A 19589-nucleotide genomic window follows, 5' to 3' on the forward strand; every position below is an offset into this window, starting at 1 on the left:
GCTGGATATAATGCGAATCATTCTCATCCACACGCAAAAAGAAGAACACGCCATGCACTGCAAACTGACGCCGCTCGCCACCGCCGCCCTGCTCCTCGCCGCCTCGATCGCCCAGGCCCAGGAAGCCCGAACCGCCCAAGCTGTCCAGGCCGAACAGCCGGGCATCGCCACGGTCGTGGTCAGCGCCTCGGCCGATGCCTCGGCCCAGGGCCTGTCCTCGGCCTATGCCGGCGGCCAGGTCGCGCGCGGCGGCCGTCTCGGCCTGCTGGGCAATGCCGACATCATGGACGCCCCCTTCAACGCCACCAACTACACCCAGGCCCTGATCCAGGACCAGCAGGCGCGCAGCGTGGCCGACGTGGTCCAGAACGATCCCTCGGTGCGCGTGGCGCGCGGTTTCGGCAACTTCCAGGAACTGTACGTGATCCGCGGCTTCGCCGTGAATTCCGACGACATGGCCTACAACGGCCTGTACGGCCTGCTGCCGCGCCAGTTCGTCGCCTCCGAACTGCTCGAGCGCGTCGAGATCTTCCGCGGCGCGAACAGCTTCATCAACGGCGCCGCGCCGGGCGGCGGCGGCATCGGCGGCGCCGTCAACCTGGTGCCCAAGCGCGCGCCCAACCACCCGCTGAACCAGGTGAGCCTGGGGATCGAGTCGGGTGGCCAGGCGGTCGGCGCCTTCGACGTCGCACGCCGCTTCGGCGAGCAGGACCGCGCCGGCATCCGCGTGAACGCCGTGCACCGCCAGGGCGACACCGCGGTCGACCGCGAGTCGCGCGAGCTGAACGTGCTGTCCGTGGGCCTGGATTATCGCGGCCGTCTTTATCGTTTGTCGGCCGACGCCGGCTTCCAGGAGCACATGCTCGACAACGCCCGCCCCAGCGTGACGGTCGGCGCCGGCCTGCGCGTGCCTTCGGCCCCGGACGCCAGCCACAACTTCGCCCAGCCCTGGACCCGCTCGCTCGAGCGCGACACCTTCGGCACCCTGCGCGGCGAGATCGACCTGGCCCCGAACGCGGTCGCATGGGCCGCCTTCGGCGCGCGCACCGGCAGCGAGTTCAATGCGCTGACCACGACCACCACCACCGACAACAACGGCGGCCTGAACATGGGCCGCTTCGACAACCAGCGCAACGACCGCAACCAGACCGGTGAAGTCGGCATACGCGGCGAGCTGCGCATCGGCCCGGTCAAGCATACCTTGAGCGCCAGCGCCTCGGCCTTCGAACTGCAATCCTTCAACGCCTACGGCCTGAGCGACTTCGCCGGCTGGTCGACCAACCTGTACCGCCCGGTCGACGTGGCGGCGCCCTCGCCCAGCTTCTTCACCGGCGGCGACATGGCGCATCCGCTGCTGACCCACAAGTCCATCCTCGGCAGCTATGCGGTGGCCGATTCGATGTCCCTGCTGGACGATGCGCTGACCCTCACCGTCGGCCTGCGCCGCCAGCGCATCAAGGACACCAGCTACGACTACGGCAGCGGCCTGCAGAACGCCGGCTACGACGAAAGCGCCAACACCCCGCTGGCCGGCATCGTCTACAAGCCGATGAAGAACCTGTCGCTGTACGCGAACTATGCCGAAGCCCTGCAGCAGGGCCCGACCGCCTCGGGCTTCCCGGTGCCGCTCAACCAGGGACAGGTGTTCGCGCCCACCACCTCGCGCCAGAAGGAAGTCGGCGCGAAATACGACAGCGGCAAGCTCGGCATGAGCGCCGCCGTCTTCACGACCTCGCAGCCGCTGGGCGGCATCGAGAACGGCGTCTTCGGCATCTTCGGCGAGCAGCGCAACCGCGGCCTGGAGCTCTCGGTGTTCGGCATGCCGGCCAAGGGCCTGCGCGTGCTGGGCGGCCTGACTTTGCTGGACGCCGAGCAGCGCCGCACCGCTGGCGGCCTGAACGAGGGCAAGGACGCCATCGGCGTGCCGAAGACCCAGCTCAACCTGGGCGGCGAATGGGACATCGCCGCGCTGCCGGGCCTGTCGCTGAACGCGCGCGCCGTCTACACCGCCAAACAGTACGCGGACGCCGCCAACACCCAGCAGCTGTCGTCCTGGAGCCGCTTCGACCTGGGCGCGAACTACCTCACCCGTTTCAATGATCGGGACGTGACCCTGCGCGCGCGCGTCGACAACGCCTTCGACCGCAATTACTGGGCCTCGGCGGGCGGGTATCCGGGCGCCGGCTACCTGGTGCTGGGCGCGCCGCGCACCATCACGCTGTCGGCAACCGTCGACTTCTGATGTCGTCGTTCAGAAGTTGATGATCCCTCCCACGGAGATCCCGTTCATGTGGCTGGACGCACCGTTGAAGCCTTTCGAGCGCGTACGGCCCAGCTCACCGACCAGGGTCACGTACTTGTTCAGCCCGTAGTAGGCGCCCAGGGTGGTGTTGGCGTTCTCCTTCAAACCGAGGGTGCCGGGGGTGTTGTCGCTGTTCTTGCTGCGGCCGTAGTTGAGGCCGACCTTCAGCCGCTCGTCCGCCTTGACCATCGCCTGCAGGAACCAGTGGGTCGACTTGACGTCGGCCTGGTCGGCGTCCGACAGCAGGCCCAGTCCTTTGCCGCGCTGGAAGTTGACCAGGAAAGAGAATTGCTCGTAGTCCATGCTGGCGCCGACTTCGACGGCGTTCATGCGGAAGTTGTTGAAGGCGGCCGGATCGACGGTCTCGAAGTGCTGGGTCTTGTAACCCAGCCAGCCCTTGGCCGGACCGACGGCGCCGGTGAGCTGCAGCTGCACCTGGGGCGTCGACTTGGCCGCGTAGCGCGAGGGCGCGACGATGGGCGTGTCGGAAATCGGGCTCATCAGGCCGACGTCGACGCCGATCCCGTAGGGCAGCATGGACGGCGCCGAGTACACGACCTGGCCATAGTGGTTCAGGTAGGCATAGCCGGCGCCGATGTGGCCGAGCGCAACCCGGCCGCGCTGGGTGGCCTGCACCGGCGCGCCGATGCCCTGGATGGTCATGTCGCCGAGGATGGCATGTGAGCCGAATAGGCCATAGTCGCGGCCCAGCTTGACGGTGCCGAAGTCGGGCCGGCCGAAGCTGAAGAAAGCCTGGCGGATGTCGACCTCGCTGTTCTGGGCGATCGCGCTGTCGGTGGCGGTGGCGACGTAGATGCCGATCAGCGCCTTGACGTCCCAGCCGCCCTGGCTGGTGGTGGCGCTCGTCACCAGGGCGCTCGGCAGCAGGCCGTTGCCGATCGTGGTGCGGCGGTCTTCGCCGCCGCAGCCGAGCGAGGGCCCGGCCAGCGCCACGCCGCTGTCGAAGTCGCCCTTGCACCTGACCAGGGTATAAAAGGCATTCACGTTGCCGCCGACGTTGACGGTCCAGTCGCCGGCCTTGATGTCGACTGCCTGTGCAGGAGGTACGGCGGCAGCGGCAAGCAGGCCCAGCATGAGCATTCTCTTCATCGCGCTCTCCTCGTTGTGATTGGGGGATCGACACAGCGGCCGATGCATCCGTTCTCCCAGACTTACGCAAGGCTAACCATAATTAACTTTGCCGCTGGATTCCTGCTTCGCCGGGGCTGGTTTCGCCCCGTGCTTGCGCACGAGGCCAGCGCCTGCCCCTCCACAGGCGGTGACGGTAGAACTTACCGCCATATTCTTCAGGTTGATGGCTGCGTTGAGATCGCGGTCGTGTTCTGTTCCGCAACCGGGGCAGCGCCACTGACGCATGTCCAGCGCCAATGTCTCCAGCTTGTATCCGCAGCAGGAGCAGGTCTTGCTGCTCGGGTACCACCGCTCGGCCACGACCACCTCGGCACCGCGCCGGGCCGCCTTGTATTCGAGTTGGCGGCGCAGCTCGTAAAAGCCCATGTCGGCGATGGCACGCGCCAGGCGGCTGTTACTCAGCATGCCCTTCACGTTCAGGTCCTCGATGCCGATCGTGTGAAAGCGCCGCGTGATGTCTGTGGTTAGCTGGTGCAGACTATCCCGGCGCATGTTGCCGATCCTCGCGTGCAGCTTCGCCAGCCGCGCTTTCGCCCTGGCGCGGTTGCGCGAGCCTTTGACTTTGCGCGACAGCGCGCGTGACAGGCGGCGCAGGCGGTCCAGCAGGGAGCGCAGCGCCTTCGGTCCAACCCACGTTTCGCCGGTCGACAGGGTAGCCAGTGTCGACACCCCGAGATCCACACCTACCGCGTCTTGGGTTTCGGCTGGCGGCAAGGGTGGATCCGACGTATCGATGGTAATGCTGGCATACCAGCCGCTGGCCCTGCGCGAAACCGTGGCCGCGACGATGTGGCCAGAAAAACGCAGCCGTTCGCGCATCCTCACCCACCCCAGCTTCGGAATGTGGATGCGCTTGTCTTCGACGCGGAACTGGTCGTTGCTCAAACTAAAGCGATCGTCCTGGCCTTTCTTGCGAAACGTGGGATAACGCGCGCGGTGAGCAAAAAAATTCTTGAAGGCGTCGCCCAACTGGAGCCGGGCGTGAAACGCCTGGCGGCCATCTGCGGTGCGTTCTTCGTTACCTCGAGCATCCACGGAAACTTTGTGCGCTTGATGGCGTTGAGTTGGCGCCGCAATGACAATTGCGATGGCCGGGGTTGAGACGGATCGGCCTGGTGCGCCGCGTACTGGCGCTGCCATTCGGTCAGCGCCCAGTTATAGGCAAAGCGAGCAGTGCCCGCCGCTCGCGCCAGGTAGGTCGCCTGCACGTTGTTTGGATCGAGCGTGATCTTATGCGCAATTAGCATGGACGAGTCTCGGCAGCCTGGCCGCTCCGTTCATCATTCTATGGTGATCGTAAGGCCACCCAGCGGCGAAGACCATGACTCCCTGCATATCTCTAACCGGAACTTCTGCAAACACCATGGTGGACACTTTTGCCGCACCATGATGGCGGGCGACGAGTAAGACGGCGGGCACACGATGTTCCGGCGACAACCTGCCGCGTGTCGCCCAGGCGGCGTGACCGGTTGTCTCAAGGCATGGTTAGGTTTGCGCAGGTTTTGGTGCTACTGTCGGAGCCCTAACAAGGCAATAAGCGTACCCAGCGCGCATCAAGGGCAGAGACAGCCGGGAATCGGAAAAGCGTGCAGAAACTGAGCAGTATTCGTGCTGCTTGTGCCTGAGCCTGCTGCCCCGGTTTCAGAACAGATGAGTCGAGGCGCTCAATGCGGCCGGACGTCGTCCTTGAGGGCGGCCAAAGCCATTTTCTCGACCAGGCCGGGAGCGATCAGTTTAAGGAACCTGCCCGGCTTGCCTTTGCCCGTCATCACGACCTCGCGCTTGCGCCCCTCCATCCCGGCCACGATCGAACGCGCGCATTCTCCCACCGTCATCGCGCCCTCTTCGCGCAAGCCGCTGCTGCCCATCTCCTGGCCCAGCGCATTGAAGCCGCGGTAACGGATGCGGGTATCGACCACGCCCGGATAGGCGATGGTCACCGAGACGCCGGTGCTTTTCAGCTCCGCGCGCAGGGCCTCGAAGAAGCCGGTCATGGCGAACTTGCTGGCGCTGTAGGCGGTGCGCCCTGGCACGCCGATCAAGCCGGCCAGCGAGGACACGGCGACGATCCGCCCCTGCGATGCCTTCAGCTGCGGCAAGGCGGCCTGGGTGCACCACACGCTGCCCCACAGGTTGATGCGCATGAGCTCCTCGTACCAGCCCAGGTCCGGCACATCCTCGAACAAGGCATGCGCCGAGCGGCGGGCATTGTTGATCAAAACGTCGATGCGGCCGAAGCGCGCGACCGCGGCATCGATCAGGTGGCGGCACTGGGCCTGGTCGCCGACGTCGGTCGGCACCGCGAGCGCCTGTGCGCCGAGTGCCGTGCACTGGCCGGCAACCTGTTCCAGCTTGTCGCGGTCGCGCGCGGCCAGCACCAGGGCGATGCCGGCGCCGTCACGAGACGCCAGCTGGCGCGCGATCTCGGCGCCGATGCCGTCGCAGCCGCCGGTGATGACGGCAACGCGCATTACTTTTGCGCCTTGACGATCTGCAGCGCGCTGGCGATCAGGCCGCTCATGTTGCCGAGATCGGCCGGCACGATGATGGAATTGTTGGTCTTGGCCAGGTTGCCGAAAGCATGGACGTATTCCTCCGCCACGCGCAGGTTGACCGCATCCGCGCCGCCCGGGCTGCGGATCGCCTCGCCGACCTGGCGCAGCGCGGTCGCGCTGGCGTCGGCCAGCGCCACGATGGCGGTCGCCTCGCCCTGGGCGCGGTTGATCGCGGCCTGCTTCTCGCCCTCGGAACGGGCAATCGCGGCTTCGCGCTCGCCGCTGGCGATGTTGATCGCTTCCTGGCGCCGGCCCTCGGAGGCGGCGATCAGCGCGCGCTTCTCGCGCTCGGCGGTGATCTGGCGCTGCATCGAGTGCAGGATCTCGGCCGGCGGGGTGAGGTCCTTGATCTCGTAGCGCAGCACCTTCACGCCCCAGTTGGCGGCCGACTCGTCGATCGCGTTGACGATGGTCGTGTTGATGTGGTCGCGCTCCTCGAAGGTTTTATCGAGTTCCATCCGGCCGATCACGGAACGCAGCGTGGTCTGGGCCAGCTGGGTGATCGCCTGGATGTAGTTGGAGGCGCCGTAGGACGCGCGCATGGCGTCCGTCACCTGGAAGTAGAGGATGCCGTCGACCTGCAGCTGGGTATTGTCCTTGGTGATGCAGACCTGGGGCGGCACGTCGAGCGGGATCTCCTTCAGGCTGTGCTTGTAGGCGATGCGGTCGATGAAGGGAACGACGATGTTCAGGCCCGGCGCCAGCGTGGCGTGGTACTTGCCGAGCCGTTCGACCACCCAGGCGTGCTGCTGGGGCACCACGTTGATGGTCTTGATGACGAAGACCAGCGCGATGACGAAAATGACGAGTGCGACCGTACCGAATGAAAATAACATGAGCATCCCTTATATATCTGGTTATTTTTGAAGCAAAACTTATAAATCAGGAATTCGCCACCACCAGCCGGCTGCCCTGCACCTCGACGATGCGGAAATCGCCGGCCTGCGGCGTGGCGCCCTGGCCAAGCTCGACATCCCACAGTGCGCCGCGGTACATGACGCGGGCGCGGCCGTTGTCCCAGGCCGGCACGTTCACGCTCTGGCCGATGTCGAGATTGACGTTGCGGTCGCGGCTGGCGTCGCTGCGCGCCGGCCGTCCGAAACGCGAGCGGTGCAGCAGGGCCGTCGCCAGCACGCCGACCAGCGCCGCGCTTATCGTCTGCATCGGTCCGCTTGCTCCGGCGAGGGCGGCGAGGCCGCCGACCGCCAGCCCGATCGCGATCATCAACAGGTAGAACGTCCCGGTGAACAGCTCCAGGATCACGAGCACGCCGGCCGCCACGAGCCAGCCCATCCATTCAGCCATGGTGTACTCCTTCATTTTCAGTATGACAACAATGGCAGTCTACCCTGTCTAGACAAGGAGTCAACGGGTCAAAAACCCGACATGCAGATAGGGTTTTACGTCAATATTTGATACCATTGAGAAATTATGCTAATCGTCGTAAGCCTGCTGCTGCTCACCATGGCGCTGTCCGCCGTCATGCTGCTCGTTCTGTCCTCGCTGAGGAAGAGCGGCGCCCGCGGCATCCGCGAATGGTCCGCGGCCAATGCGCTGGCGGTGGTCTCGCTGCCGCTGTTCGCGGCGCGCGGCGTGGCGCCGGACTTCCTTTCGATCGAAGTCGCGAACACCCTGCTGCTCGGCACCACGGTGCTGATGCTGGCCGGCTTCCGGCGCCACCTGGACCTGGACCTGCCCTGCCACCGCCTGGCCGCCTGCGTCGGACTGGGCCTGGCCGCGATCCTCGCGCTGCACCATGGCGTCGACTCGGTCGGCGGGCGCGTGGTCGCGATGTCGCTTCTGCACGGCGCCCTGCTGGCGGAAATGGGTGTGGTGGTATGGCGGCAGCTGGCGCGGACCGGGCGCCGCTATCCGGCCCTGTTCACCGTCTGCGCGGCCTTCCTCAACGCCGCCGTCCAGCTGGTGCGCGCCCTCGTCTACGGCGCCCAGGCCGCCGGCGTCCAGCTGCCCTGGGAGGACGCGACCGTGAGCATGGTGTTCTTCTCGGCCGGCGCCCTGTCCCTGCCCGCGCTGACCCTGGGCGCGGTGATGATGGCGAACGCCGAGCTGATCGCGCGCGCCCGGCACGCCGCCGACCACGATCACCTGACCGGCGCCCGCTCGCGCCGCGCCTTCTTCGACCTGGCCACGCGCGAACAGGCGCGCGCGCTGCGCCGCGAGGCCCGGCTGTCGCTGCTGCTATTCGACGTCGACCATTTCAAGCGCATCAACGACACCCACGGCCACGCGGCCGGCGACCGGGTGCTGGTCGACATCGTCGAACGCACCTGCGCGGTGGTGCGAAGCATCGACACCGTGGCCCGCCTGGGCGGCGAGGAATTCGCGGTGCTGCTGCCGGACACCGGCGCCGACACCGCGCTGCTGGTGGCCGAGCGCCTGCGCCACGCATTGGAACATGTGCTCGAGCTCCCGTCCGGACTGCCGGTTGGCTACACTGTCAGCATCGGCGTGGCCACGCTCGGCGCCGGCGAAAGCATCGACGCCATGCTGTCGCGCGCCGACGCCGCCCTGTATGCGGCCAAGGCAAGCGGGCGCAATGCGGCGGTGGATGCGCGCGAACTGCCCGCTAAAATGGCATAAACCGTTTAGTCCGGACCAACCATGCCCGCACTCCCCAGGTTCGCCATCCTGTTCGCCCTCACCGCGCTGGCGGAAATCCTCGGCTGCTACCTGCCCTGGCTGGTGCTGAAGGCCGGCAAGAGCGCCTGGCTGCTGCTGCCGGCGGCCGTGTCGCTGGCGCTGTTCGCCTGGCTGCTGACCCTGCACCCGGCAGCGGCCGGCCGCACTTACGCGGCCTACGGCGGCATGTACATCGCCGTGGCCCTGCTGTGGCTGCGCTTCGTCGACGGCGTGGCGCTGACCCGCTTCGACCTGCTCGGCGCCGGCCTGGCGCTGGCCGGCATGGCGGTGATCGCGCTGCAGCCGCAGGCCTGAAAAAGAAAAACCCTCGCGGGCGGGCGCCGGCGAGGGTTCGATCGGTCCAGCGGAGATTTACATCGCCGCCAGCTTCTTCCAGGTATCGATCACCGAGTCCGGATTCAGCGACATCGACTCGATGCCCTCTTCCACCAGCCACTGCGCGAAGTCCGGGTTGTCCGACGGCCCCTGGCCGCAGATGCCGATGTACTTGCCCTTGGCGCGGCAGGCCTTGATCGCCATCGACAGCATCGCCTTGACGGCCGGGTCGCGCTCGTCGAAGTCCTTGGCCAGCAGCTCCATGCCGGAATCGCGGTCCAGGCCCAGGGTCAGCTGGGTCAGGTCGTTCGAGCCGATCGAGAAGCCGTCGAAGTGCTCCAGGAACTGCTCGGCCAGGATCGCGTTCGAGGGCACTTCGCACATCATGATGACGCGCAGGCCGTTCTCGCCGCGCTTCAGGCCATATTTGGCCAGCAGCGCGATCACCTTCTCGGCCTGGCCGAGGGTGCGCACGAACGGGATCATCAGCTCGACGTTGGTCAGGCCCATCTCTTCGCGCACGCGTTTCATCGCGATGCACTCCATCTCGAAGGCTTCGGCAAAGTCCTCGGCCAGGTAGCGCGCGGCGCCGCGGAAGCCCAGCATCGGGTTCTCTTCGTCCGGCTCGTAGCGCGAACCGCCGATCAGCTTCTTGTACTCGTTCGACTTGAAGTCGGACAGGCGCACGATGACCGGCTTGGGCCAGAAGGCGGCGGCGATGGTCGCCACGCCTTCGGCGAGCTTGTCGACGTAGAAGGCCTTCGGCGAGGCGTGGCCGCGCGCCACCGATTCCACCGCCTTTTTCAGGTCCGCATCGATGTTCGGGTACTCGAGGATGGCCTTCGGGTGCACGCCGATGTTGTTGTTGATGATGAACTCGAGACGCGCGAGGCCGACGCCGCCGTTCGGCACCGACTGGAAGTCGAAGGCCAGCTGGGGGTTGCCGACGTTGAGCATGATCTTGGTCTTCAGCGGCGGCAGTTCGCCGCGCACTTCTTCCGACACCTCGGTTTCCAGCAGGCCATCGTAGATGCGGCCTTCGTCGCCCTCGGCGCAGGAGACCGTCACGAAGGTGCCGTCTTTCAGGGTCTCGGTGGCGTCGCCGCAGCCGACCACCGCCGGCACGCCCAGCTCACGGGCGATGATCGCCGCGTGGCAGGTGCGGCCGCCGCGGTTGGTGACGATCGCGGAGGCGCGCTTCATGACCGGTTCCCAGTTCGGGTCGGTCATGTCGGCCACCAGCACGTCGCCCGGCTGCACGCGTTCCATTTCGGAGGGGTCCTTGATGACGCGGACCGGGCCGGCGCCGATCTTCTGGCCGATCGCGCGGCCGCTGGTCAGCACGGTGCCGGTGCCTTTCAGCTTGAAGCGCTGCTGGGCGTCGCCGGCCTTCTGCTGCGACTTCACGGTTTCGGGGCGCGCCTGCAGGATGTACAGCTTGCCGTCGCGGCCGTCCTTGCCCCATTCGATGTCCATCGGGCGGCCGTAGTGCTTCTCGATGATGACCGCGTACTTGGCCAGCTCGACCACTTCCTCGTCGTTCAGCGAATAGCGGTTGCGCAGCTCGACCGGCACGTCGACGGTCTGCACCGAGCGGCCTGCCTTCGCCTCCCTGGTGAACTCCATCTTGATCAGCTTGGAGCCGATGTTGCGGCGGATGACCGGCTTCTTGCCCAGTTCGAGCATCGGCTTGTGGACGTAGTACTCGTCCGGGTTGACGGCGCCCTGGACCACGGTCTCGCCCAGGCCGTAGCTGGAGGTGATGAAGACCACGTCCTTGAAGCCCGACTCGGTGTCGATGGTGAACATCACGCCGGCCGCGCCGGTGTCCGAGCGGACCATGCGCTGCACGCCGGCCGACAGCGCGACCTCGGCGTGCGTGAAGCCTTTATGGACGCGGTACGAGATCGCGCGGTCGTTGTACAGCGAGGCGAACACGTGCTTCATGGCTTCCAGCACGTTGTCGATGCCGACCACGTTCAGGAAGGTCTCCTGCTGGCCCGCGAACGATGCGTCCGGCAGGTCTTCGGCGGTGGCCGACGAGCGCACCGCGAACGACATCTCGGCGTCCGAATCGGCCACCAGCCGGTCGTAGAAGGCATGGATTTCCTGCTCCAGGCGCGGCTGGAACGGCGTCTCGACGATCCACTGGCGGATCTCGGCGCCGGCGGCTGCGAGCGCGCGGGTGTCGTCGATGTTCAGGTCCTCCAGGCGCAGCGCGATGCGCTGGCCCAGCGAGGGGCCGCCGTCGGCGCTGTGGCGCAGGAAGTCGCGGAAGGCGTCGGCCGTGGTGGCGAAGCCGCCCGGCACGCGCACGCCGGCCTCGGCCAGCTGGCTGATCATTTCGCCCAGCGAGGCGTTCTTGCCGCCGACCGACTCGACGTCGGTCATGCGCAGGTTTTCGAAGGAAGCAACGTAGACGGAATCGGCCGCCGCGGGATCCGGCGGCGTCAATGCTGCAGTAGACAGGTTAGTCATGATGAAACGCCTTTTTGATGATGGAAATCTTTCGTGGCTGTCCTGGGCGACCGGTGTCTTCTTGTTATTCTGGCGGCCGTGCAGCACAATCCAAACACCCGTTGCCGAGCATTTTACCGCGCGTTTGTGCAATGCACCGTGCGCCGGCTGCAACTTTGTCATCATCTTAGCAAAAAGGCACAATGACTTCCTCCAGCACTCCGGCCAATCCAAACGCGGCGCGCACCGTTTTCTTCGTATCCGACGGCACCGGCATCACCGCCGAAACCTTCGGCCACGCGGTGCTGAGCCAGTTCGAGATGCGCTTCCGCCAGATCCGCCTGCCCTTCATCGATACCATGGAGAAAGCCTACGAGGCGGCGCGCCGCATCAACGAGGTCGCCCTGGCCGACAACCAGCGTCCGATCGTGTTCTCGACCCTGGTCAAGCACGACCTGTCGGCCGTGATCCGCGCCGCCCAGGGCATGCACATGGACCTGTTCCAGACCTTCGTCGCACCGCTCGAACAGGAACTGGGCGTGAAGTCGACCCACACCATCGGCCGCATCCACAACGTGGTCGACAGCGAGGAATACAAGAGCCGCATCGAAGCCATCAACTTCTCGCTGGCCCATGACGACGGCCAGTCGCACAAGAACCTGGCCGACGCCGACGTGATCCTGGTCGGCGTCTCGCGCTCCGGCAAGACCCCGACCAGCCTCTACCTGGCGATGCAGTACGGGATCAAGGCCGCCAATTACCCGCTGATCCCGGACGATTTCGAACGCGGCAGGCTGCCCTCGGCGCTGCCGCCCTTCAAGCACAAGCTGTTCGGCTTGACGATCACGCCGGAGCGCCTGGCCGAGATCCGCAACGAGCGGCGCGCGGGCAGCAAATATGCGTCGCTGGAAAATTGCCGGTATGAGGTGAACGAGGCCGAAGTGCTGATGCGGCGCGAGGGGATACGCTGGTTGTCGTCGACGACCAAGTCGATCGAGGAGATTTCGACGACGATTCTTCAGGAGATCAAGCCGGATCGCCGGGAGTATTAGTCGGCGGAGGCCGCGGAGGGGTCAGAGCCCGGTGTTGGTTCTAAAGGGGCTCTGACCCCGGTGTTCCGTGGCGGCGCGTCAGAGCACCGGGGTCAGGAGCACCGGGGTCAGAGCCCAAGGCAATCGTGGCGGCGCCTCAAAGCACCGGGGTCAGACCCCAGGCAATCGTGGCGGCGCCTCAAAGCACCGGGGTCAGACCCCAGGCAAGCAAAACCGGGGTCTGACCCCTCCTTAGAAGAAATGCCGCCAGTCTTCCAGCCAACCAGGAAACGCCGAAGCCGCCATCGGATTGGCAATATGGTAGCCCTGCGCATACGTGCAGCCCAGGCCCTGCAGGAAATCCCAGTCCTGCCGCGTCTCGACCCCCACCGCCACCGACATCCGGTCCAGGCTATGCGCCAGGCCCAGACACGATTTCAGCACCGTGCCGAGCGGGCGCTTCTTGGAAGCGCCATCGACAAACGACCGGTCGATCTTGAGCTCCGAGAACGGAATCCGCGCCAGCAGCTGCAGGTTCGAACGCCCGGTGCCGTAGTCGTCGATCGCCAGGCCGAAGCCCATCATGCGCAGGCGCACCAGGCGTTCGATGAAGTCGGCGTCGAACTTCAGGATCGAGGACTCGGTGATCTCGAAAGTCAGGTAGTCGGGCATCACGCCGTGGCGCTTCATGCAGGACGATACCTGGCGGATGAAGTTGGGGTTCGCCAGCGTCTCGGCGGCCAGGTTCAGCGAGATCGAGATCGGGATGCCCTGGTCGTGGTACTGGCGGCAGCGCTCGACCGACAGCTCGATCATGGTCCAGTCGAGGAAATCGACGCGGTTGTTCTGTTCCAGCGCGTCGATGAAGGCGCCCGGGCCCAGCACGCCGTGCTCGGGGTGGCGCCAGCGCGCGAAGGTCTCCAGGCCCTTCACCTGGCCGGTGGCCAGCTCGATCTTGGGCTGGAAGAAGGGCTCGAACTGGCGCTGCTGCAGGCCGAGGCCGACTTCCGCGAAGCTGAAGGCGGGCGTTTTCGGGCTGGCGCGCGGACGCGCGGGCGGCTGGAAGTTGTCCAGCAGCGCCTTCAGCTTGGCGCTGGAGACCGGTTTGGCGATGGTGCCCAGCAGGTCGACACCGTAGGCCTGGGCCAGGGTCTCGACCGAGAACAGCACGCCGGCGGGCTGGGCGCCGATCACGATCAGGCGCACCGCCGACTTCAGCGCGGCAATCGCGCGCAGCAGCTCGAGGCCGTCCATGCCGCCCAGGGCCAGGTCGATGATGGCGACGTCGATCTTCGGCGTGAAGCTGGCCTGCAGGGTGCGCAGCGCGGTCGGGCCGTCCGGCACGTCGGTGACGCGGGTCGCGCCCAGCTGGCCGAGCGCCTCGATCAGCGCGCGGCGCTGCACCGGCTCGGCTTCCGCCACCAGAAAGTGTAGATTTTGTAAAGCTGACTGCATTGTGTCCATCGCGACTCCGCTTGCCCAACCCGAAGGGTACATGGCGCCGCGCATGCCGTCTATGGCTGGCGGTGCCGGGCCTGCCGTAACTGCTCGAAAAAGCACACGGCGGCGCAGGCGGCCACGTTCAGGGACTCGACCTGGCCCGCGTGCGGCACGGCCACGCGCCGGCTGGCCAGGTTCAGCAGTTCGTCGGACACGCCCTGTCCCTCGTGGCCCAGCACCCAGGCCACCGGCCCGGACAGCTCGACGTCGTACAGGCATTCGGCGGCGTAGCCGCTGGTGGCCAGCACCGGCAGCTTCGCATCGCGCACCAGCGCGGGCAGGTCGGCGTTCTCGAAGATCTCCAGCACGAAGTGGGCGCCCATCGCCGCGCGCAGCACCTTGGGCGACCAGCAGAAAGCAGTGCCGGGACTGCACCAGACCTGCTTGATGCCGGCGGCGCCGGCGCTGCGCAGGATGGAGCCAACATTGCCCGGATCCTGCACGCCGTCCAGCAGCACCGCCGATTCGGTCAGCAGCTTCGGCACGACGGGCGCCGGCGTATCGACCACGAACACCAGGTTGACGCCATGTTCGACCTGGCTGATGGCGCCGAACAGCGCTTCCGGCAGCGCCGTCACATGGCCGCGCGCCGCTTCGACGCGGCCGGCGATGGCAGCCACTTCCGGGTTCGCCAGGGCGTCCTCGGACACCACGCAATGGGCCGGCAGGCCGCGCAGGTCCAGCCAGGACTGGCACAGGTGCACGCCGTCCAGCAGCGAGCGGCCGGCCTTGCGGCGCGCCTGCGAGTTGGTGGCAAGGGCCTTCAGTTCTTTATAAAACGGGTTGTCGCGCGAGCTGACGGTCTTCATGCGGTGGCGCTTTCGAAGCTTGAAAACAGGTCCGGTTCGCACAGCGCGCGCACCGGCGCAAAGGAACGGCGATGCACCGGGCAGGGTCCGTGCAGGCGCAGCCGCTCCAGGTGCAGCGCGGTGGCGTAACCCTTGTGCTGGTCGAAGGCATACTGCGGATAAGCCTCGTGCAGGGCCCTTAGCGCGGCATCGCGCGCCGTCTTGGCCAGGATGGACGCGGCCGAGATGGCGTGCACCTTGTCGTCGCCTTCGACCACGGCGTGGGCGCGGAGCGGCGCCAAGAGCGTCGGGCAGCGGTTGCCGTCGATCAGGGCGATGGTCGGCACGGTGGCCAGCTGCTCGACCGCGCGGCGCATCGCCAGCATGGTCGCCTGCAGGATGTTCAGGGTGTCGATCTCATGGTGCGAGCATTCGGCGATGGCCCAGGCCAGGGCCTGCTCGCGGATGACCGGCGCCAGTTCGTCGCGGCGCGCTTCGGTCAGCTTCTTGGAGTCGCGCAGGCCCTCGATCGGCCGCCTGGGGTCGAGGATGACGGCGGCGGCATACACCGGCCCGGCCAGCGGACCGCGCCCGGCCTCGTCCACGCCGCAGACGATGTCGACCGCGGTAAACGGGCGTCCCCTGGTGGGCAGGCCGGGATAGAAATCGAACTTCTTCTTGCTCATTTCATTTCTTACCTATGACTTCGAGCACGGCCCTGCTGCTCTCTTCGGCACTGTTGCGCAGCAGGCTGTGGTGCATCTCCAGGAAGCGCTGCGCCAGCTTCGCGCGATTCGCCTCGTCCGTCAACTGGAACCAGACCGCGTCGGCCAGCGCCTGCGGCGTGGCGGCGTGCTGCAGGAATTCCGGCACGATGAATTCGCGCGCCAGGATGTTCGGCAGGCCGATCCAGGGCAGGTAGCCCATGTGGCGCATGATCTCCCATGACGCCCGCATCACTTTATACGCGATCACCATCGGCTTCTTGAACAGCGCCACTTCCAGGGTCGCCGTGCCGGACGCCGCCAGCACCGCGTCGGCCGCGGCGATGCAGGCATGCGACTGGCCGTCGACCAGTTCCAGCGGCACATCCTGCAGACCCGCCTTCGCCACCAGCTCCCTGAAAAACGCCTTCTGGCGTTCGCCCGCCATCGGTGCGATGAAGCGCACGGACGGGTCGCGCCGCGCCAGCAGCTTCACGGCGCCGGCGAAGGGCTCGCTCAAATACTTGATCTCGGCCATGCGGCTGCCCGGCATGACGGTCACGACCTTCGCATCTTCCGGGATGCCCAGCTGGTGCCTGGCGGCGGCGACGTCGGGCTGCAGCGGAATCTGCTCGGCCAGCGGATGGCCGATATAGGTGGCCGGCACGCCGGCCTGCCGGTAAATCTCTTCTTCGAAGGGGAAGATCAGCAGCATGTGCGAGACCGCGCGCTGGATCTTCTTGATGCGGCCGCCGCGCCAGGCCCAGATCTGCGGACCGACGAAATGCAGGGTCGGAATGCCGCTTGCCCTCAGCTGCTCTTCCAGGCCCAGGTTGAAGCCGGGGTAGTCGGCGCCGATGAAGGCCGCCGGCCGCTCGGCGATCAAGCGGTCGCGCAGCGTGTTCTGGATGCCCTTCAGTTCGCGGTAGCGCGGGATGACCTCGACCAGGCCGCGCACGGTGAGCGTGTCCATCGGGACGCTTGATACCAGGCCCTGCTCCAGCATGCGGGCGCCGCCGATGCCGGAGTAGCGGACATCGGGCAGCTGCGCACGCAGGCCGGCCATCAGGCGCGCCGCCAGCATGTCGCCGGAGACCTCGCCCGCTACCAGCGCAATATGGGTCTCAGCGGACGATGCCACGGGTGGTGGTGCCGAGGAAGTCGAGCATGGCCTGGACCGGCGAGGCAAGGTCGGAAGACTGCGCGCCGGCCTGCGCCGCGTCGGCCGCCAGCTTGGCCTTGGCCTCTTCCAGCGTCAGGCCGGAACGGTAGATGTCCTTGTAGGCGGCGCGGATGGCGTTGATCTGCTCGCGCGTGAAGCCGCGGCGCTTCAGGCCCTCGATGTTGACGCCATGCGCCTCGGCCGGGTTGCCGGACACGAGCACATAGGGCGGCACATCCTGGGTCAGGCTGGTGTACATGCCGATGAAGGCATGCGCGCCGATCTTGCAGAACTGGTGCACGCCGCAGTAGCCCGACAGGATCGCCCAGTCGCCGACCACCACGTGGCCCGCCAGCTGGGCATTGTTCGAGAAGATCGTGTGGCTGCCGACCTGGCAGTCGTGCGCCAGGTGCACGTAGGCCGAGATCCAGTTGTCGTCGCCCAGGCGGGTCACGCCGGCATCCTGGGCGGTGCCCAGGTTGAAGGTCGTGAACTCGCGGATGGTGTTGCCGCTGCCGATTTCGAGGCGGGTCGGCTCGCCGGCCCACTTCTTGTCCTGCGGCGCGGCGCCCAGCGAGGCGAACTGGAAGATCTTGTTGTCCTTGCCGATCGTGGTGTGGCCTTCGATGACCACGTGCGGGCCGACCACGGTGCCGGCATCGATGCGCACGTGCGGGCCGACGATCGAGTACGGGCCGACCTCGACCGAGCTGTCCAGCTCCGCCTTCGGATCGACGATCGCGGTCGGGTGAATCCGGCTGCTCATTACTGCCCCGCTGCCGGCGTTGCCGCCGCAGTCGCGTTCTCGTTGGCGCGGATGGTGCACATCAGTTCCGCTTCCACCGCCACCTTGCCGTCGACGCTGGCCTGCGCCTTGTATTTCCAGATGCCGCGCGAGCTGCGCAGGATCTCGACGTCCATCTTCAACTGGTCGCCAGGACCGACCGGGCGCTTGAAGCGGCAGTTGTCGATGCCGACGAAGTAGACCACCGAATTCTCGTCCGGCTTCACGCCCATGGTCATGAAGGAGAGAATCGCCGCGGTCTGGGCCAGCGCCTCGACCATCAGCACGCCCGGCATCACCGGCTGGTGCGGGAAGTGGCCGTTGAAGAACTCCTCGTTCACCGTGACGTTCTTGATCGCGGTGATGGTCTTGCCCAGCTCATAATCGACCACGCGGTCGACCAGCAGCAGCGGATAGCGGTGCGGCAGGTATTCCTTGATCTGGGTGATGTTCAGGATTTTCGAGGTGGAGGTCGATTCGGTCGTCATTTTTGTTCTGTGTTGTCGGTCAGGTTTTTGATCTGTTTTTCCAGCGCGCGGATCTTCTCGCGCATCGAGGACAGGTTGCGCACGATGGCGGCGCTCTTTTCCCATTCGGCGTTCTTGGCCAGCGGGTAGAAGCCGGTGTACTGGCCCGGCTCGAGCACCGAGCGCGAGACCATGCTGCCCGAGGAGATGTGGACATTGTCCGCGATTTCCAGGTGGCCGAGCACCATGGCGGCGCCGCCGAAGGTGCAATTCTTGCCGATCCTGGCGCTGCCCGCCACCCCCACGCAGCCGGCCATGGCCGTGTTGGCGCCGATATGGCAGTTGTGGCCGATCTGGATCTGGTTGTCGAGCTTGACCCCGTCTTCGATGACGGTGTCGGCCAGCGCGCCGCGGTCGATGGTCGTGTTGGCGCCGACGTCGACGTCGTCGCCCAGGATCACGCGCCCGGTCTGGGGAATCTTGATGTAAACGCCATTTTCGCGCGCGAAGCCGAAGCCGTCGGTGCCGATCACCGCGCCCGAATGCAGGATGCCGCGCTTGCCGATCCGGCAGCGCGCGTGGAAGCTGACGTTGGCGAACAGCTGGGTGTCCTCGCCGATTTCCGCATCGCGGCCGACGAAGCAGCCGGCCCCGATCACGGCGCCGGCCTTGACCACGGCGCCCGCTTCCACCGTCACCTGCGGCCCGATGTGGGCCGTGGGGTCGATCCGCGCGCTTTCGTGGACCACCGCGCTGGGGTGCACCCCGGCGGGCGGCGGCGTCTCTTCGAGCGCCACGAAGTACTGGGCGGCGCGGGCGAAGTAGGCGTAGGGATTGGTGGTGACGATGCGCGCGCCCTCATAGGTGGCGGCGACGGTGGCGTCGTCCAGCGGGGCGACGATCAGCGCCGCCGCCCTGCTCTGCGCAGCCAGCGCGCGCAGTTTGCTATTGCTCAGAAAGCTGATGTGCGAAGCGTCGGCGCCGTCGAGCGGTGCGATGCCCTGGACCTCGAGGTCCGGGTCGCCCACGAGCTGGCCACCGAAGCGTTCGACCAATTCACCCAGTCGAGTGCCCATCTGGTCGTCCGTATAAAAGTAAATCTGAATAATGATACGCCGGCCGGGCGCATCCGTCCGGCCGGCGTTCGTATCGTGTCCCGCCGCTTATCTGTCGAGCAGCTTGAGGATCTTGTCGGTGATGTCGATGCGCGGGCTGGTCCAGACGGCTTCCTGCAGGACCACGTCGAGGTGCTCCTGCTCGGCCACCTGCTCGATCAGCTTCGATGCCCGCTGGGCGATCGCCGCGCGCTCTTCGTTCTTGCGCTGGAAGAGGTCTTCGTTGAACTCGCGCTGCATGCGCTGCACGTCCTTCTCCATGTCGAGCAGCTCGCGGGTGCGGCGGGTGCGGTCGATATCGTTCAGCTTGGGCGCATCGTCGTCGAACTTCTCGCGTGCGCCCTTGTAGCGCTTGACCATGTCGTCGACCTGCTTCTGGCGCTTCGAGAACTCGTTCTGGATTTTCTCGTCCGCCGCCCGCGCCAGCTTCGATTCGGTCATCAGGCGCTCGGTGTACACGAAGCCGATGCGGCCGATGCCCGTCTGCGCCTGGGCGCACAGCGGCGCCAGGGCGCCGGCGCACAAGGCGGCCAGCAGCAGCGGCATACGCAGCAATTGCGGCAACGAGGAAATCGACTTGTTCAACATGGTTCTCC

19 protein-coding genes are annotated in these 19589 nt (G+C 66.4%); 4 read left to right on the plus strand and 15 right to left on the minus strand.

The genetic code is table 11. The annotated features are described in order from the left end of the window. Nucleotides 1-52 precede the first annotated feature (52 nt). The gene (locus tag ACFPO9_RS10060; RefSeq protein WP_379770133.1) at nt 53-2242 is read left to right on the plus strand and encodes a TonB-dependent receptor; all 2190 of its coding nucleotides are present in this window, start codon (nt 53-55) and stop codon (nt 2240-2242) included. A gap of 9 nt (nt 2243-2251) precedes the next feature. On the opposite strand, the gene ACFPO9_RS10065 is transcribed toward ACFPO9_RS10060, so the two are convergent. The 6 genes from ACFPO9_RS10065 to ACFPO9_RS10090 all read right to left on the minus strand — a co-directional run bounded on the left by ACFPO9_RS10065 (nt 2252) and on the right by ACFPO9_RS10090 (nt 7314). Then, nucleotides 2252-3412 carry a porin gene (locus ACFPO9_RS10065; protein ID WP_379770136.1) on the minus strand — a complete coding sequence of 387 codons (1161 nt, stop codon included), beginning with the start codon at nt 3410-3412 and terminating at the stop codon, nt 2252-2254. A 72-nt stretch (nt 3413-3484) separates the two neighbouring features. Beyond that, nucleotides 3485-4423 carry an RNA-guided endonuclease InsQ/TnpB family protein gene (locus ACFPO9_RS10070; RefSeq protein WP_379770138.1) on the minus strand — a complete coding sequence of 313 codons (939 nt, stop codon included), beginning with the start codon at nt 4421-4423 and terminating at the stop codon, nt 3485-3487. Then, entirely contained in the window at nt 4336-4701 is a 366-nt protein-coding gene (locus ACFPO9_RS10075) for a helix-turn-helix domain-containing protein (RefSeq protein ID WP_379770139.1), read from the minus strand. The genes ACFPO9_RS10070 and ACFPO9_RS10075 overlap by 88 nt, the downstream gene beginning before the upstream one ends. 417 nt (nt 4702-5118) lie before the next feature. Then, on the minus strand, nt 5119-5925 hold the full coding sequence (locus tag ACFPO9_RS10080) for an SDR family oxidoreductase (RefSeq protein WP_379770142.1): 807 nt from the start codon (nt 5923-5925) through the stop codon (nt 5119-5121). Continuing rightward, a complete protein-coding gene (locus ACFPO9_RS10085) occupies nt 5925-6845 on the minus strand; it encodes an SPFH domain-containing protein (protein WP_379770144.1) in 921 nt (306 codons plus the stop codon). The genes ACFPO9_RS10080 and ACFPO9_RS10085 overlap by 1 nt, the downstream gene beginning before the upstream one ends. A gap of 46 nt (nt 6846-6891) precedes the next feature. After that, nucleotides 6892-7314, minus strand: a complete 423-nt coding sequence (locus tag ACFPO9_RS10090) for an NfeD family protein (protein WP_379770146.1) — start codon at nt 7312-7314, stop codon at nt 6892-6894. Nucleotides 7315-7440: 126 nt separating this feature from the next. Here ACFPO9_RS10090 and ACFPO9_RS10095 point away from each other — a divergent pair, with 126 nt between their 5' ends. Together ACFPO9_RS10095 and ACFPO9_RS10100 are read left to right on the plus strand one after the other, a co-directional pair. Further along, entirely contained in the window at nt 7441-8610 is a 1170-nt protein-coding gene (locus tag ACFPO9_RS10095; RefSeq protein ID WP_379770148.1) for a GGDEF domain-containing protein, read from the plus strand. 21 nt (nt 8611-8631) lie between these two features. After that, nucleotides 8632-8964, plus strand: a complete 333-nt coding sequence (locus ACFPO9_RS10100; protein WP_379770150.1) for a YnfA family protein — start codon at nt 8632-8634, stop codon at nt 8962-8964. A gap of 57 nt (nt 8965-9021) precedes the next feature. On the opposite strand, the gene ppsA is transcribed toward ACFPO9_RS10100, so the two are convergent. Then, entirely contained in the window at nt 9022-11463 is a 2442-nt protein-coding gene (ppsA, locus tag ACFPO9_RS10105) for a phosphoenolpyruvate synthase (protein ID WP_379770152.1), read from the minus strand. Nucleotides 11464-11645: 182 nt separating this feature from the next. On the opposite strand from ppsA, the gene ppsR reads away from it, so the two are divergent. Next, a complete protein-coding gene (gene ppsR, locus ACFPO9_RS10110) occupies nt 11646-12494 on the plus strand; it encodes a posphoenolpyruvate synthetase regulatory kinase/phosphorylase PpsR (protein ID WP_379770154.1) in 849 nt (282 codons plus the stop codon). 231 nt (nt 12495-12725) lie between these two features. Here the strand turns inward: ppsR and ACFPO9_RS10115 are convergent, their stop codons facing one another. From ACFPO9_RS10115 to ACFPO9_RS10150, 8 genes are all read right to left on the minus strand, one after another. Continuing rightward, the gene (locus ACFPO9_RS10115; RefSeq protein ID WP_379770156.1) at nt 12726-13937 is read right to left on the minus strand and encodes an EAL domain-containing response regulator; all 1212 of its coding nucleotides are present in this window, start codon (nt 13935-13937) and stop codon (nt 12726-12728) included. A gap of 50 nt (nt 13938-13987) precedes the next feature. Further along, a complete protein-coding gene (locus ACFPO9_RS10120) occupies nt 13988-14782 on the minus strand; it encodes a TrmH family RNA methyltransferase (protein ID WP_379770158.1) in 795 nt (264 codons plus the stop codon). Beyond that, nucleotides 14779-15447: a ribonuclease HII gene (rnhB, locus tag ACFPO9_RS10125; protein ID WP_379770161.1), complete on the minus strand. Its 669-nt coding sequence runs from the start codon at nt 15445-15447 to the stop codon at nt 14779-14781. The genes ACFPO9_RS10120 and rnhB overlap by 4 nt, the downstream gene beginning before the upstream one ends. Before the next feature lies 1 nt (nt 15448). Beyond that, the gene (lpxB, locus tag ACFPO9_RS10130) at nt 15449-16606 is read right to left on the minus strand and encodes a lipid-A-disaccharide synthase (RefSeq protein WP_379770163.1); all 1158 of its coding nucleotides are present in this window, start codon (nt 16604-16606) and stop codon (nt 15449-15451) included. Then, nucleotides 16590-17393, minus strand: coding sequence for an acyl-ACP--UDP-N-acetylglucosamine O-acyltransferase (gene lpxA / locus ACFPO9_RS10135; RefSeq protein ID WP_379770165.1), 804 nt, complete (start codon nt 17391-17393; stop codon nt 16590-16592). Before lpxA ends, lpxB begins: the two co-directional genes overlap by 17 nt. After that, entirely contained in the window at nt 17393-17899 is a 507-nt protein-coding gene (gene fabZ, locus ACFPO9_RS10140; protein ID WP_379770168.1) for a 3-hydroxyacyl-ACP dehydratase FabZ, read from the minus strand. Before fabZ ends, lpxA begins: the two co-directional genes overlap by 1 nt. Next, a complete protein-coding gene (lpxD, locus tag ACFPO9_RS10145) occupies nt 17896-18954 on the minus strand; it encodes a UDP-3-O-(3-hydroxymyristoyl)glucosamine N-acyltransferase (protein WP_379770170.1) in 1059 nt (352 codons plus the stop codon). Before lpxD ends, fabZ begins: the two co-directional genes overlap by 4 nt. Before the next feature lie 87 nt (nt 18955-19041). After that, entirely contained in the window at nt 19042-19581 is a 540-nt protein-coding gene (locus ACFPO9_RS10150) for an OmpH/Skp family outer membrane protein (RefSeq protein ID WP_379770172.1), read from the minus strand. Nucleotides 19582-19589: the final 8 nt, after the last annotated feature.

This window comes from Massilia aerilata (assembly GCF_042656905.1).
Taxonomy (GTDB): domain Bacteria; phylum Pseudomonadota; class Gammaproteobacteria; order Burkholderiales; family Burkholderiaceae_D; genus Telluria; species Telluria aerilata.